The 13,976-nt window shown below is 66.8% G+C and carries 13 protein-coding genes; 7 read left to right on the forward strand and 6 right to left on the reverse strand.

Annotated features, from left to right (window positions below; translation table 11 throughout):
• Nucleotides 1-2: 2 nt before the first annotated feature.
• Together ACZ1J6_RS15225 and ACZ1J6_RS15230 are read right to left on the reverse strand one after the other, a co-directional pair.
• Nucleotides 3-1,313 (reverse strand): glycoside hydrolase family 130 protein, encoded by a 1,311-nt coding sequence (locus ACZ1J6_RS15225; protein WP_132265208.1) that lies wholly within the window; start codon nt 1,311-1,313, stop codon nt 3-5.
• Nucleotides 1,285-3,672, reverse strand: a complete 2,388-nt coding sequence (locus ACZ1J6_RS15230) for a glycosyltransferase (RefSeq protein WP_465128226.1) — start codon at nt 3,670-3,672, stop codon at nt 1,285-1,287. Before ACZ1J6_RS15230 ends, ACZ1J6_RS15225 begins: the two co-directional genes overlap by 29 nt.
• A 311-nt stretch (nt 3,673-3,983) precedes the next feature.
• On the opposite strand from ACZ1J6_RS15230, the gene ACZ1J6_RS15235 reads away from it, so the two are divergent.
• The 6 genes from ACZ1J6_RS15235 (at nt 3,984) to ACZ1J6_RS15260 (ending at nt 9,753) form a co-directional block, all read left to right on the forward strand.
• Entirely contained in the window at nt 3,984-5,015 is a 1,032-nt protein-coding gene (locus ACZ1J6_RS15235) for a 2-oxoadipate dioxygenase/decarboxylase family protein (protein WP_465128251.1), read from the forward strand.
• Entirely contained in the window at nt 5,012-6,454 is a 1,443-nt protein-coding gene (astD, locus tag ACZ1J6_RS15240) for a succinylglutamate-semialdehyde dehydrogenase (RefSeq protein ID WP_465128227.1), read from the forward strand. Before ACZ1J6_RS15235 ends, astD begins: the two co-directional genes overlap by 4 nt.
• Entirely contained in the window at nt 6,451-7,659 is a 1,209-nt protein-coding gene (locus tag ACZ1J6_RS15245) for a hydrolase (RefSeq protein ID WP_465128228.1), read from the forward strand. Before astD ends, ACZ1J6_RS15245 begins: the two co-directional genes overlap by 4 nt.
• On the forward strand, nt 7,656-8,675 hold the full coding sequence (locus tag ACZ1J6_RS15250; protein WP_465128229.1) for an arginine N-succinyltransferase: 1,020 nt from the start codon (nt 7,656-7,658) through the stop codon (nt 8,673-8,675). Before ACZ1J6_RS15245 ends, ACZ1J6_RS15250 begins: the two co-directional genes overlap by 4 nt.
• 104 nt (nt 8,676-8,779) lie before the next feature.
• Complete coding sequence (locus ACZ1J6_RS15255; RefSeq protein ID WP_134095262.1) at nt 8,780-9,481, forward strand: HAD family hydrolase; 702 nt, start codon at nt 8,780-8,782, stop codon at nt 9,479-9,481.
• 71 nt (nt 9,482-9,552) lie between these two features.
• Nucleotides 9,553-9,753: a hypothetical protein gene (locus ACZ1J6_RS15260; protein WP_132265197.1), complete on the forward strand. Its 201-nt coding sequence runs from the start codon at nt 9,553-9,555 to the stop codon at nt 9,751-9,753.
• A gap of 86 nt (nt 9,754-9,839) precedes the next feature.
• Here the strand turns inward: ACZ1J6_RS15260 and maiA are convergent, their stop codons facing one another.
• The 4 genes from maiA to phhA all read right to left on the reverse strand — a co-directional run bounded on the left by maiA (nt 9,840) and on the right by phhA (nt 13,147).
• Entirely contained in the window at nt 9,840-10,487 is a 648-nt protein-coding gene (gene maiA, locus ACZ1J6_RS15265) for a maleylacetoacetate isomerase (RefSeq protein WP_465128230.1), read from the reverse strand.
• Complete coding sequence (locus ACZ1J6_RS15270; protein ID WP_465128231.1) at nt 10,484-11,074, reverse strand: VOC family protein; 591 nt, start codon at nt 11,072-11,074, stop codon at nt 10,484-10,486. The genes maiA and ACZ1J6_RS15270 overlap by 4 nt, the downstream gene beginning before the upstream one ends.
• 76 nt (nt 11,075-11,150) lie before the next feature.
• Nucleotides 11,151-12,293 (reverse strand): 4-hydroxyphenylpyruvate dioxygenase, encoded by a 1,143-nt coding sequence (gene hppD, locus ACZ1J6_RS15275; RefSeq protein WP_465128232.1) that lies wholly within the window; start codon nt 12,291-12,293, stop codon nt 11,151-11,153.
• The gene (phhA, locus tag ACZ1J6_RS15280; RefSeq protein WP_442046332.1) at nt 12,290-13,147 is read right to left on the reverse strand and encodes a phenylalanine 4-monooxygenase; all 858 of its coding nucleotides are present in this window, start codon (nt 13,145-13,147) and stop codon (nt 12,290-12,292) included. The genes hppD and phhA overlap by 4 nt, the downstream gene beginning before the upstream one ends.
• A gap of 107 nt (nt 13,148-13,254) precedes the next feature.
• On the opposite strand from phhA, the gene ACZ1J6_RS15285 reads away from it, so the two are divergent.
• A complete protein-coding gene (locus ACZ1J6_RS15285; protein WP_132265189.1) occupies nt 13,255-13,716 on the forward strand; it encodes an Lrp/AsnC family transcriptional regulator in 462 nt (153 codons plus the stop codon).
• Nucleotides 13,717-13,976 lie beyond the last annotated feature (260 nt).

The following is a 13,976-nucleotide window of genomic DNA, read 5'->3' on the forward strand; positions in this document are numbered from 1 at the left end:
GATCAGGCCATGAGCTTCAGCAGCCCGTCGATCTCGCAAGTGGCGAAGCCCACGGTGCTATCGGAAATGCCGTAAGGCAGGAGCAGCCGCTCGCCCACTTTCAGGGCGCCGCAGGTATAGACCACGTTCGGCACATAGCCCGAGCGGTCGGCATTTTCCGCCGTCAGCACCGGCTCGACCGTGCGGGCAAGGACTTTTGAGGGGTCCTTCAGGTCCAGCAAGGCGCAGCCGAGCGCATATTTGCGCATGGCGCCCACACCGTGCGTGAACAGCAGCCAGCCGTGCTCGGTCGGGATCGGGCTGCCGCAATTGCCGATCTGGATGAATTCCCAGGGGTATTTCGGCTCCATCAGCAGCACGCCGTCGTCGTCCCACATGTCGAGCGAATCGGAGCGGAGCAGGAACAGGTTCTTGCCGTCCTGCCGCCCGACCATGGCGAACTGGCCGTCGATCTTCTCGGGAAACAGCGCCATGCCCTTGTTGCGACCGGCACGGCCGCGGATTGGCTCCAGCTCGAACGCCCGGAAATCGCGCGTGCGCAGCAGTTCGGAACGGATCGAACTGCCCGAATAGGCCGTGTAAGTGCCCACCCATTCGAAGTCGCCGCCGCCATGGTCGAACCGCACGAGGCGCAAGTCTTCCAGCCCGCCGCGCTGCTGTTCCGTGATCGGGAAGATCACGGTGTTGGACAGGCTCGATTCGGGATGGCGGTGGACCGAGACGGCGCCGTCGGCATCGACTTCACCTTCCTCGTCCAGTTCCACGGACGTCGCGAAGGAGGCCTGCGGCCAGAGGCAGAACGTGCCGTCGGCCTCGGCTATGCCTTCGCGGAAGGCGATGGAGCTGATGTGCCCTTCGCCCACGGCCCGCAGCGACATGATGAAGCGCACCGCGCCGTCCTGCATTCCAGACTGGTCAGGCGCAGGCACGATCGAAGGGTTCATCAGGGCCGCTGCCGCGAACGTATATTCGTGGCAGAAATAGGCCCCGATCAGCCGCTGGCGCGTCTCGGAAAACTGGGTGGGATCAAGATCCAGATTCGACGCAACTTCCAGGAAGCGGTCGGCGAATATGTTCTCGGTCTGCCAGTGCCGCTCCTTGAAGTCGCGCAGCACGCGCTCGTACTCGGAAGCCACCTGCTCTTCGCTCAGGCCGGCGATATCCTCCACGAGTTTGTTCGCACGGCCGCCGGGCGCGTTCTTGCCCTGCCAGCCCAGGTGGAACGGGCGCAGCACGACTCGCGCCGGATCGGCGTAAAGGCGAGTCTCAAAAACATGGAGCGGTTCAGACCAGACGTTCTCGGGCCGATTCAAGCAATCCTCCTCCACGTCCGAGCGGTGCCGACACGGCAAGCTCGGCCAGAGCATAGTGCGAAAGTTGGAAGGCGAGAATGGATTCCGCACCGCAATTGGCGTTGACTCCCCTCGGTGTGACCCCATCCCGGCAACGGCCCGTCGCAATGTCCGCCAGAATGACGCCGCGATCGTTGCCGCCGAAGAACCAGCGCCATGCCGTCAGCGCATGTTCCACCCAGAAGGCACCATGCGTGGCGGTCCAGGCGGAGCAGGCTGCCTCGATGGCGGCCTGGGCTTCCAGTGGCTGCTGGTCGAACGGCAGGTAGCCATGCGGCTTGCCGAAGCTTTCCGAGCCGATCGGGCGGAACTGGCCGCGCGCGGAGACCTGCTGGCGGCAAATCCATTCCAGCGTTTCCAGGCCGGCCCCGATCCAGGCTTCCCGGTCCAGCGCGCGGCCCGCTTCGATCAGGGCTTGCGGCAGCCGGGGGTTGTCATAGCCGAGCACGGCCTCGAACCAGGCCCAGTCGGGACGGCGCCCATGGCCGAGCAGGCGCATGAGGAAGTCGCCCCCCTCCCGCGCGCACTCCAGCGCCGCCGCATTGCGGGGATCGCGCCGCAGCACCGCGCAGGCGCCGAGCATGGCGAAGGCGCGGGCGCGGGGCGCCTCGATCGTGGCCAGCCGGGGGAGCACGTCCTCGAACAGCTGGAGCGCCCATTCCGAAAGGCTCTGATCCGGCGCCCGTTCGTATGTGTGCCCCAGTGACCAGATGGCGCGACCGTTGGAATCTTCCGAACCCTCGTCCTCGCACCAGCCCCGGTCGAAGCGCATGAAGTTGCGGAAGCGCGCAAGGTCGGGGTTCCATGCCGACTGCACGAAGGCCGCGTAGGCAAGGCTCCACTTCATCCGCTCGGCCACAGGCAGGCCGCGCGCGACGTTCATCAGCATGAGCGCGCGGGCATTGTCGTCCAGGCAATACCCGTGGCGGCGGTCCGGCACGACGCCCACCGAGTGCTGGAGCATGCCGGTGGCGTCGCTCATCGCCAGCACGGCGGCGAGGCCCGGCGTCGCGGTAATCGGCGGCATCGCCGGATCGGGCGCGCGGGCCCGGTCTACCAGGCGCAGGCTGGCATCGGCGAAGCGCGGCCAGATCATCTCGCGGCCCCGCGCCCAGGCGCGGCGCTGCATGGCGGTGAGGTCCGCCGGACGATCGAGCAGGGCGTTGACCGCTTCGGCGATCGCCTCGCTGGAGCCCGGCTCGATCAGGCGGCCGATCCCCTCGCCCAGCAATTCGCGGGCATGGACATAAGGCGTGGACACCACGGCCTTGCCCACCGCCACGGCATAGCTGAGCGTGCCGGACGTCGATTGCTGCATCCCCAGATAGGGCGTCAGGTAGATGTCGCAGGCTTCGAGCTGGTCGAGCAGTTCGTCGGTTTCGAGGAAGCGGTTTTCCCAGGCGATGTGCGAGAGCACGCCCAGCCGATCGGCCAGGGCCTGCAATTCCTCGCGATAGGCCTCGCCCTCGTAAGCGACGAGATTGGGATGCGTGGCGCCGACGATGCGGTAGATCACCTCGGGATGGCGCGCGACGATCGCCGGCAGCGCCCGGATCGCGTGTTCCAGGCCCTTGCCGCGGCTGAGCAGGCCGAACGTCATGAGCACCTTGCGGCCGTCGAGACCCAGCTGCTCCTTGAATTCGTCCTGGCGGCCGAAGGGACGGTCCGGCGCGCCGTGCTCGATCACTTCGAGGATGCGCGGCGGGGCGTCGTATTCGCTCTCCAGCAGGTGTCGCGAATGATGCGACATGACCATGATACGCGAGGCGCGCGCGATCAGGTGGCGCAGGATCTTGCGCTGGCGCTCGGAAGGATCGGACAGCACGGTGTGCAGCGTGAGCACCAGCGGCGCGGCCAGACGGTCCACGAAGTCCAGGACCATCTCGCCATCCTCGCCGCCGAAGATGCCGTATTCATGCTGGACCCAGACCGCATCGACACCGGCTTCGTTGATCTGGCGTGCGGCGCGGGCGTAGTCCTCGGGATCGTTGCAAGCGATCGTCCCGGTGACGTCCCGGTAGTCCAGCCGATGGTCGGGATCGTCCAGCGCGTGCACGTCGAGCGTGATCTCGGGATGGAATTCCCGCAGCTTCTCGAAGATGTCGGTGGTGAAAGTGGCGATGCCGCACTTGCGCGGCGCAAAGTTGCCGACAAGCGCGATGTGCAGGGGCCGCGGTGCCGGCCGATCCGCTTCGGGCCTGTTCGCTTCGACAGGCCCCGCCTCGGCGTCGCCGCTGGAGGGGATCACGTCGAAGATCGAACGGACTTTGTCCGAACCCGATTTCCGGCCGGGTTCTTCGTCACGAGGCATCAGGTTCATGCGCACCCCGCAGAAGGTGGAGGAGAATGCTCAATGAAAGCCCAAGAGTGCCATGAGTTTCCCGCTGCACTGCAAAAAAACTGACATGTCGCGGCAAAGCGCCCGCCGCGAAGGCCGTGCAGAGGCCGGAAACGCGTTAAGTTCACATTTGTGCAGTTGCGAATCGGGAGCCGGCGGCATCACGGAGGCGCAAGCAGGTCGCGATTTAGTATAGACAAAAAAGCATGGGCCCACCCCTGCCCGGCATGGACTTGGCTCCGGGGCTTTCCTATGTCCGTCGAACGCGCAAACTGAGAAACGACGGGAACACCATGCCCTCCGCCTCCACCCCTTTCGCGAATCGGGACCAGACGCTCTACCGGCTGCTGTCAGCCGCCGTGGGCGACGATGCCGCGACTTCGGCCCTGACCGTTCTGACCATAGACCCCGCCCTTGCCGGCTCGGGAGACACCGTGTCCCGCGCCCAAGTCGCGATGGCGCTCAACGCTGCGCTGTTCGCGGATCTGCTGGTCCGCGTGCCCACCGCGGCGCGTTACGTCCAGACCGTGCGTGAGGCGGGCGAGACGATCGTCTTCGACCACGGCGCCCTGCGCACCATCGACGGAGAGACCGGCGACCTGCCTGCCGGCCACGAGGCTTTCGGCCGCTTTCTGATCCCGCTCGGCTATGAAGTGGGCGGCCTCTATCCGCTGCCCAAGCTGAAGATGACCGGGCGCGCCTATGTCCAGCGCGACCTGCCCGAGACGATCCCGCAGTTCTTCGTCTCCGAACTCCATGTCGAGCAGCTGGCCGAAGCGGCCCGAGCGGCCTGCGCCAATGTCTTCGGCACTTCCGTCGATCCACTCGGCGAAGCGGAATGGGCGGCGCTGGACGCGCTTTCCGCCAAGGGCGCCTGCGCCTTCGAGCAGGGCGTCACCGCGCTCAAGGGCGCGCTCGCCTGTTTCGAGCGGCAGCATCAGCCCCCGGCGCTGGCGGATTACGAAGTGCTCCTGCCGGAAACCCGCGAAGGCGCCTGGATCGCCACCGAGGGCAATGCCTTCAACCACGCCACGACCCGGACGGCCAATGTCATGATCCTGGCCGAGGAACTGAAGGAAGACGGCTATCCGATGAAGCCGTCGGTGGAGATCTCGCAGAACGGCCGCGTCCGCCAGACGGCGATCCTGGCGGACAAGGTCGTGCGCCCCTTCCGCGAGGCCGACGGCAGCGAAGTGCCGCTGCCGGTGCCGGGCTCCTTCTACGAATTCATCACCCGCGACATCGATCCCGAGACCGGCAAGCTCGATCTCACGTTCGATTCTGGCAATGCCACCGGCATCTTCGCCGTCACGAGGAACGCATGAACCAGCTGAGGTCCTACGATCCCGCCAGCGGCGCCCTCGTCTGGGAAGGCCCGATCGCGGACGCCGCGGCCGTGGACGCCGCGCTGGAACGCGCCCATGCGGCCTTCCCCGGCTGGGCGGCGCTGCCCGTGGCGGCCCGGGTCGAGGCGGTGCAGCGCTACAAGGCCGTGCTCGAAGCCCGCAAGGACGCCGTGGCCGAGGTCATCGCGCGCGAGACCGGCAAGCCGCTCTGGGAGACGCGCGCCGAACTCGCCTCGATGATCGGCAAGATCGGCATCTCCATCGCCGGACAAGCCGAGCGCGCGGGCGAGAAACGCAGCGACATGCCGTTCGGACAGGCCGTTCTGCGCCACCGCCCACACGGCGTCATGGCCGTGCTCGGGCCTTTCAACTTCCCCGGCCACTTGCCCAACGGCCACATCGTCCCGGCCCTGCTGGCGGGCAACACGGTGGTGTTCAAGCCCTCCGAGATGACCCCCGCGACCGGGCAGGCCATGGCCGATGCCTGGTTCGAAGCGGGCCTGCCCGAAGGCGTGTTCCAGATCGTTCACGGCGCCCGCGCCACTGGCGAGGCGCTGGTGGCAGGCCATATCGACGGCCTGCTGTTCACCGGCTCGGCCGGCGCCGGCGCGCATTTCCGGCGGATCTTCGCGGATCGGCCGGACGTGATCCTCGCGCTCGAACTCGGCGGCAACAACCCGCTGGTGGTATGGGACGGCGATCTCGACGAGGCCGCCTCGGTCGTCGTCCAGTCCAGCTTCATTACCACCGGCCAGCGCTGTTCCTGTGCGCGCCGCCTGATCGTGCCGGACGACGATTTCGGCGCGGCCCTGGTCGATGCCGTCGCCGCGCTGGCGGACCGGATCACCGTGGGCGCCTGGAACGAGACCCCCGAACCGTGGATCGGCCCGCTGATCTCCGAGCGCGCGGCCGAGGCCGCTGCGGAGCGTTACGACGAACTGGTCGCGCGCGGCGCGCGGGTCGTGCGGCCTTTCGGCGGGATCGAGGGACGCAGCGGCGCCTTCGTGACGCCGGGCATTCTCGACGTGACCGGCGTGGACGTGCCTGACGAGGAAGTGTTCGCTCCCATCGTCCAGGTCACGCGGGTTCCGGACTTCGACGCCGCGATCGCCGCTGCCAACGCCACGCGCTTCGGCCTTTCCGCCGGCCTCGTCAGCGCCGACGACGGCTTGTGGGACCGCTTCGTGCTGGAGAGCCGCGCGGGCGTGGTCAATCGCAACCGCCCGACCACCGGCGCCGCCGGATCGATGCCCTTCGGCGGCCTTGGCGACAGCGGAAACCACCGCCCCAGCGCCTATTATGCCGCCGATTACTGCGCCTATCCGGTAGCCAGCTTCGAGGCGGCAGACGCGCAGGGCAACAGCGCCGCCCTGAACGGCAAACTGAACGGCAAGCTTCACGGCAAGCTGGGCGGATGAGCGCTCTCACCGCCGAGGAACAGGACCTCCTGGCCCCGATCGAGCGGGCGCCGATCCTCGCCCACACGCTCGAATGGGCGGCGATCAACAGCGGCACCGCTCATATCGAGGGGCTGGCCGCGATGGCCGGGCAGCTCGCCCAGGCTTTCGCCGCGCTGCCGGGGGAAGTGCGGCTGGTCGATCCTGCCCCGGTGGAGAAAGTCGACAGCCAGGGCCAGACCCGCCCCGTGGCTCACGGCCGCCACCTCGTGCTTTCGGTGCGACCGGAGGCGGCCCGCCGGGTCATCCTGACCGGGCACATGGACACCGTCTACCCGCGCGAACACCCCTTCCAGACCTGCGACTGGCTGGACGAGAACAGGCTGCACGGCCCCGGCACGGCCGACATGAAGGGCGGCCTCGCGCTGATGCTGGCCGGGCTTGCCGCTTACGAGCGCTCCGGCCCGACCCTCGGTTACGACGTCCTCATCAACAGCGACGAGGAGACCGGCTCGCTGTCTTCGGCCGCTCTGATCGCCGATCTGGCGCGCGGCAAACTGGCAGCGCTCACTTACGAACCGGCGCTTCCCGGCGGGCAGATGGCCCGCGCGCGGCCGGGATCCGGGAACTATGCCGTGGTGATCCACGGCCGCTCCGCGCACGCGGGCCGCAATCCCGAAGAGGGCCGCAATGCCGTGGTTGCAGCAGGCGATCTCGCCCTGCGCCTCGCCGCGATGCGCCGTCCCGGACTCTCGGTGAATCCGGCCAGGATCGAAGGCGGCGCGCCCAACAACACCGTGCCGGACCTGGCGATCCTTCACTTCAACATGCGCCCCGCCACCCCCGAGCTGGCGGCAGAGGCGCAGGCGCTGGTCAAGGCCGCCGTGGCCGAAGTCTCCGCCGCGCATGACGTGCACATGCACGTCCACGGCCACGTCTCGCGCCCGCCCAAGGCGATCTCGGCCGAAACCGAGGCGCTCTACGGCACCGTCAGCAAGGCCGCCGCCGATCTTGGCCAGCCGATGAGCTGGAAAGACACCGGCGGCGTCTGCGATGGCAACAACATCGCCGCCTGCGGCGTTCCGGTGCTCGACACCATGGGCGCGCTGGGCGGGTCGATCCATTCGCCGGACGAATTCCTGCTGGCCGACTCGCTCGATGCCCGCGCCCGCCTCACCGCTCTCGTCCTTCACCGGATCGACCGCCACGGAGTTTTGCCCGCATGACGTTTCTCCTGCGCACCGCACAGGAAAAGGACCTCGACGCGCTCTATCGCATGGCGAAGGGCACGGGCGGCGGCTTCACCAACCTGCCGCCGGACAAGCCCACGCTGGGCGCCAAGCTGAAGCGCACGGCCAAGAGCTTCGCGCGCGAAAGCGAAGACATCGCCAACGATCTCTTCGTGTTCATCCTGGAAGATACCGCCACGGGCAAAGTCCGCGGCACCTGCCAGGCCTTCTCGCAAGTGGGCACGGAGTTTCCCTTCTATTCCTACCGGATCGGCCGGATCACGCAGCACTCGCAGGAACTGGGCCGCACCTTCCGCGCCGAGATGCTGACGCTCTGCACCGATCTCGACGGCGCCAGCGAAGTGGGCGGGCTCTATCTGGACGCCACCGAACGCTCGGCCGGCGTGGGCAAGCTGCTGGCGCGCAGCCGCTACCTCTTCATCAAGACGCACCGCGCGCGCTTCGGCGATACCACCCTGGCCGAACTGCGCGGTGCCATCGACGATGCCGGCAACTCGCCGTTCTGGGACGGTCTCGCAGGCCGCTTCTTCGACATGAGCTTCCGCGATGCCGACGAGTTCAACGCCAAGCACGGCAACCAGTTCATCGCCGACCTGATGCCCAAGCACCCGATCTACTGCGCCCTGCTCTCAGAGGCGGCGCGGCAGGTGATGGGCCAGCCGCACTACTCCGGCCGCCCGGCGATGCGGATGCTGGAGAACGAGAACTTCGCCTTCCAGAACTACGTCGACATCTTCGACGGCGGCCCCACCATGCTCGCCCGGACCGACCAGATCCGCACCGTGCAGGACGCCCGCACCGGCGTGATTACCGCCCTGACCAAGGCGGACGATACGGAAGCCAGCCACCTCGTGGCGACCGGCCGCCTCGCACGGTTCCGGGCCTGCCTCGGCAAAGTGGACGCTGCCGACGGCGGCGTGACGCTGGACGCCGCGGCGGCGGCACTGCTCGGTGTCGAGGTGGGCGATACGGTGACTTACGCCAACGCATGATGGCCCCGTCGCCCCGGGCACGATCCGGGACGACGGGCGCTTTTCGCAACCGCACATTCGCCCTTTGCAATGGTCCCGACACTGTCAGGGCGCATATTGAGCCTATGACTTCACTGCCCGAAACGCTTCGCTCCCCCGTGCTGCCCGACCCGATCCGCGCGGCGATCTTCGACATGGACGGGACGCTGCTCGATACCGAAGCCGCCCACGGCCGCGCTTTCGCGCAGACCGGCAAGGCGATGGGCTATCCGCTCGCAGCGGAGCTGCAGAATTCGATGGTCGGCATCCACCGCGACGGTTCGCGCCGCCTGGTCGCCGACCACATGGGACCGGACTTCCCGCTGGACCGCTTCTTCGAGGAAAGCGACCGGGCCTTCGCAGCCATGCTCGATGCCGGAATCCCGCTGCGCCCCGGCGCCGAGGTGATCCTGGAGCACTTCGCCAAGGCCGGCATTCCCATGGCCATCGCCACGTCCTCGGAAGCGCCTTATGCGCAGCAACGCCTCGAAAAGGCGGGCCTGCTGCGCTATTTCGATCTCGTGGTCACCCGCAACGACGTGACCGAGGCCAAGCCCCACCCCGAACCCTACCTGCTGGCCGCCAGCCGCCTCGGTGTCGATCCGGCGCATTGCGTCGCCATCGAAGACAGCCCCGCGGGCGTCCGCTCGGCGACTTCGGCCGGGATTGCCACGGTGATGGTGCCCGACCTGCTGCCCGCCACCGAGGAACAGACGCTGCTCTGCGCGCAAGTGCTGCCCAGCCTCCACGCCTTGCGCGACCTGTTGCTGGCGCCTGCCGAAAGCTGAGCGAATTGGGCGGTGCATAGCTTGCCCCGCCCGCTGGACCGCCCCGCCACGATCTCGCTACGGGCGGGCGGATGAGCATTATCGCCACCATCATGAATTCGACCACCGGCCAACCCATCCAGAAGATGACGTTCGGCCGCATGCCCAAGCCCTGGGCGAGCTTCAACCTCGCCACCGGCGAACTCGTCACCGCCGACCGCGTCCATGTGGGCAAGCCTGCGCCGGGCAAGTTCGCCGCGCCCGTAGAGGTCTGGGTCACGCCGAAGGCCTGAGGGCGCCTGTCAGGTAGTCTTTTCCCATCGGGACGCAGGGAAAGCGCCGGATTCTCTGCGTGCCCGCCGACGGGAACCTTACGCGGTCAGTTTCGGTCCGGCTGGCGGTCGGGATGCGCGGCGATGAAGGCCGGATGCTCCCGGCAGGCCGCATCTATGCGTGTCAGGTGCGGATAGGCCGATAGATCGCAGGAAAACCGCCGCGCATTGTAGAGCTGCGGCACCAGGACGCATTCGAACAGCCCCGGCGCATCGAACAGGAAATCTCCTGCCCCGCGTGACGCCTCCAGACGCTGCGCCAGCCGGGTCTCGACGCTTTCGAACGTGCGGGCGATCCAGTGGCGATACCAGTCGTCCACTTCGTCCTGCGCATGGCCGAGGTCGTTTTTCAGGTACTTGAGCACCGGCAGGTTGAGCGGTGCATGAAGCTCGGTGGCGATCGCCAACGACAGTTCGCGCGACGCGAAGCGGTCCTCGATATCGCGGGGGAGCAACGGACGGTCGGGAAAGCTCTCGTCGAGCCATTCCAGTATCGCCATCGACTGCGCATAGATGCGCCCATCGATCTCCAGCGCCGGAACACCGCCGTAGGGGTTGAGGCGGCGGTACTCCCGGGAGCGCTGCTCCCCGTCGAGCAGGTTGACCGCAACCTGCTCGTATTCAAGCCCCTTGAGATCCAGCGCGATGCGCAGGCGGTAGCTGGTGGAGCTGCGCCAGTAGCCGTGGAGCCTCACGTCTCCGCCGCGATCTTCTCGTGCAGCCAGGACGCGTGACGCGGGGCCTTCTTGGTGCGCGCCCATTCCTCCAGCATGTCGTCGGCCACGGCCTTGAGCTGGGCCATCTGGCCGGAGCTGCCGAACTGCCAGGCGAGTTCCAGGCGGTGGCCGTTGGGATCGAACAGGTAGATCGACTTGAAGACGCCGTGATGGACCGGGCCGACCACCGAAATGCCCCGCGCCTCGGCCCGCTGCTTGGCCGAAAGGAGGTCCTGCTCGCCCTCCACCTTGAAGGCGATGTGCTGGACCCAGGCGGGGGTCGCCTCGTCGCGCCCCATCTCGGGTGAATTCGGAAGCTCGAAGAAGGCCAGCACATTGCCGCCGCCGCAGTCGAGGAAGACGTGCATGTAGGGATCGGGGGCGCCGGTAGAGGGCACTTTGTCCTCGGCGATGGCCAGCATGAAATCCATGCCCATCACCTCGCGGTAGAACGCGACGGTCTCCTTCGCGTCGTGGCAACGGTAGGCGACATGGTGGATCCCACCAAGTTTCGGCGCCAAAGTCGCGTCGGGCATCGGGGCTGGCATCGGGCTCTCGTCAGTCATCTTCGGTCTCCCGGGAATTGCGGGCGAGCCTGCGTGGGCCCGCCCGTCTCTCCCAATTTCGTGTGCGCTGCGCCGCTTATCCGGCGGGCTCTTCCACCTTCAACACGCCGCGGCGGATCTGGTCGCGCTCCATGCTTTCGAACAGTGCCTTGAAATTGCCGTTTCCGAAACCGTCGTCGCCCTTGCGCTGGATGAATTCGAAGAACACCGGCCCGACGCGGGCCTCGGCAAAGATCTGGAGCAGCAGGCGCGGCTGGCCGCCCGCGCCGACTTCATCGGTGGTGCCGTCGAGCAGGATGCCGCGCATCCTAAGCTGGTCGGCAGGCTCGCCATGGCCGGGAAGCCGCTCTTCGAGCATCTCGTAGTAGGTTTCCGGCGGCGCGGTCATGAACGGCACGCCCAGCGCCTTGAGCTTGTCCCAGGCGCCGACGAGATCGTCGCAGATCAGCGCGATGTGCTGGATGCCCTCGCCGTTGAAGGCGCGCAGGAACTCGTCGATCTGGCCCTTCCCGCCCTCGGCCTCTTCGTTGAGCGGGATGCGGATCTTGCCGTCTGGCGCGGTGAGCGCCTTGGAGGTGAGGCCGGTATATTCGCCCTTGATGTCGAAATAGCGGATCTCGCGGAAGTTGAAGAGCTTCTCGTAATAATCCGCCCAATAGGCCATGCGGCCGCCGTAGACGTTGTGGGTCAGGTGGTCGATCACGTCGAAGCCGGCGCCGACCGGGTGGCGATCGACGCCGGGCAGATAGTCGAAGTCGATGTCGTAGATCGACAGGGCGCCGTCGCTTTCGCCGTTTTCATCGGCGCGCTCGTAGCGGTCGATCAGGTAGATGATCGAGTTGCCGATGCCGCGGATGCCCGGCAGGTGCAGTTCCATCGGTCCGGTCTCGACCGAAACAGGCTCGGCCGAGCGGGCCAGCAGTTCGGCATAGGCGGCGCGGGCGTCGCGAACGCGGAACCCCATGCCGCAGGCCGAAGGACCATGCTCGCGGCTGAAGAACCAGGCCGGGCTGTGCGGCTCGTAATTGGTGATGAAATTGATGCCGCCCTGGCGCCAGAGTTCCACGTCCTTGGAGCGGTGACGTGCGATCTTCGTGAAGCCCATCGCCTCGAACACCGGCTCCAGCACGCCCTTTTCCCGCGCCGAGAACTCGACGAACTCGAAGCCGTCCAGTCCGATGGGATTTGGCTCGATGGAGGTTTCGAGAAGGTCGGTCATGGAAGCGTTTCTCCGAAAGGAATTTCGCCGGAAAGCGTCTCTCCGGCAGGAATGGGCGGCGCCGCGCGCCAGGTTTCGTAGACGGGGCCGAAATCCAGCCCGACCAGATCCTCGATCAGCTGCGGCAGGCTCTCCAGGACGAAGTAGGTCTTCTGGAAAGCATCGATCATGTAACCGGTGCGCATGACGCGCACGGCATCGAAGGGCAGCCGCAGGACCGCGCGATCCTCGATGGAAAAGCGGGTTTCGCTGGCCGAGGAGATGATGCCGGCGCCGAAGACCTTCAACGCGCCGTCCTCGCGGACCAGGCCGAATTCGATGGTGTACCAGTAGATCCGCGCCAGCATCCCCAGCGCATCCATCGCCATGGCCCGCGCCCCGGCCTTGCCGTAAAGCTCCAGGAAATCGGCGATGGTGGGATCGAGCAGCATCGGCACATGGCCGAAGAAATCGTGGAACACGTCCGGCTCGACCAGATAGTCCAGCTCATGCTCCTCGCGCAGCCAGCGGGTTACCGGGAAGCGGCGATGGGCAAGGTGGTCGAAGAACACGGCATCGGGAATGAAGCCCGGCACGCCCACCAGCTCCCAGCCCGTGGCGGGGCCGAGGATCGCGTTGGCATCCTCGAAGCGTGGAATGCCGTCCGCGCAGTCCAGCCGCGCCAGGCCCTCGCGGAAGGCGCGGCAGGCATATGTCTCGACAAGCGCCGACTGCCGCGCATGAAGGCGGCGCCAGCGTTCGTGCATTTCGGGGGTGTAGGCATGCCAGTCCTGCCCGACCGTGTAGTCCGCGGCAGCGCCTTCATACTCTCCCCGAAGCTCGCTCGTCGATGTCTCGGTGGAGGGCTTCTTCATTCCCTAGAGAATACCACAAGTCTCATGGCAGATTCGTGCGATTGCGCGCGCGCTGGCAGCCTGTAAAAGGGGATTCCACCAGGAAGTCAGCTCAGGGCAGGGGATTCATGCAGCTGGATCTATTCGACCGCAAGATCATCGCGTCCTTGCAGGAAGACGCGCGCATGCCGGTGGCGCAAGTGGCCGAACGCACCGCGCTTTCCGCCACGCCGGTCAGCCGCCGCATCAAGCGGCTGGAGGACGACGGGGTGATCCTGGGCTACGCGCCGGTGCTCGACCCGCGCAAGCTCGGCTTCGAACTGGAAGCCTATGTGCTGATAAACCTGAACGCCCATATCGACGAGAACATCACGCGCTTCGAACAGGCGATCCGCGACAATCCCTATGTCATCGCCTGCCACGCCGTGACCGGCGACATGGACTACATCATCCACATCATCGCCCGCGACGTGGAGCACTTGTCGCAGATCACGCTGAAGACGCTCGTACGCATTCCCGGCGTGCGCGACGTGAAGTCGAGCATCGTGCTCGAGGCGATCAAGGAACCGCGCACCCTGCCGCTGGAGTGAGGGGTGGTTTGGGTGTGGCGGGGATGGAGGTGCGGCAAGGCACTCGGCCTGCCCCGCTATGCTAGTCATCCTGAACCTGTTTCAGGATGACGAGTGAGATTTCGGCCGACCTGCGCGCTGATGATGGGCCGTGTCCGGCCATCAACTCGCCCCTACGCCCGTCGTCCTCACGCTCCCACACTCCCACACTCCCACACTCCTACGCCCCTGCCCCCCACCTTCGTCATTGCGAGGAGGCGAAGCCGACGAAGCAATCCAGG

This window comes from Novosphingobium sp. BL-S-21, assembly GCF_055521655.1.

What these genes read in the sequence shown, in the direction of transcription:
- ACZ1J6_RS15260 (WP_132265197.1), top strand. Translation starts at nt 9,553, where the DNA reads ATGAGCATTATCGCCACCATCATGAATTCGACCACCGGCCAACCCATC.
- phhA (WP_442046332.1), bottom strand. Translation starts at nt 13,147, where the DNA reads ATGAAGAAGCCCTCCACCGAGACATCGACGAGCGAGCTTCGGGGAGAG.
- ACZ1J6_RS15235 (WP_465128251.1), top strand. Translation starts at nt 3,984, where the DNA reads ATGCCCTCCGCCTCCACCCCTTTCGCGAATCGGGACCAGACGCTCTAC.
- hppD (WP_465128232.1), bottom strand. Translation starts at nt 12,293, where the DNA reads ATGACCGACCTTCTCGAAACCTCCATCGAGCCAAATCCCATCGGACTG.
- ACZ1J6_RS15270 (WP_465128231.1), bottom strand. Translation starts at nt 11,074, where the DNA reads ATGACTGACGAGAGCCCGATGCCAGCCCCGATGCCCGACGCGACTTTG.
- ACZ1J6_RS15255 (WP_134095262.1), top strand. Translation starts at nt 8,780, where the DNA reads ATGACTTCACTGCCCGAAACGCTTCGCTCCCCCGTGCTGCCCGACCCG.
- ACZ1J6_RS15250 (WP_465128229.1), top strand. Translation starts at nt 7,656, where the DNA reads ATGACGTTTCTCCTGCGCACCGCACAGGAAAAGGACCTCGACGCGCTC.
- ACZ1J6_RS15245 (WP_465128228.1), top strand. Translation starts at nt 6,451, where the DNA reads ATGAGCGCTCTCACCGCCGAGGAACAGGACCTCCTGGCCCCGATCGAG.
- astD (WP_465128227.1), top strand. Translation starts at nt 5,012, where the DNA reads ATGAACCAGCTGAGGTCCTACGATCCCGCCAGCGGCGCCCTCGTCTGG.
- ACZ1J6_RS15230 (WP_465128226.1), bottom strand. Translation starts at nt 3,672, where the DNA reads ATGAACCTGATGCCTCGTGACGAAGAACCCGGCCGGAAATCGGGTTCG.
- ACZ1J6_RS15285 (WP_132265189.1), top strand. Translation starts at nt 13,255, where the DNA reads ATGCAGCTGGATCTATTCGACCGCAAGATCATCGCGTCCTTGCAGGAA.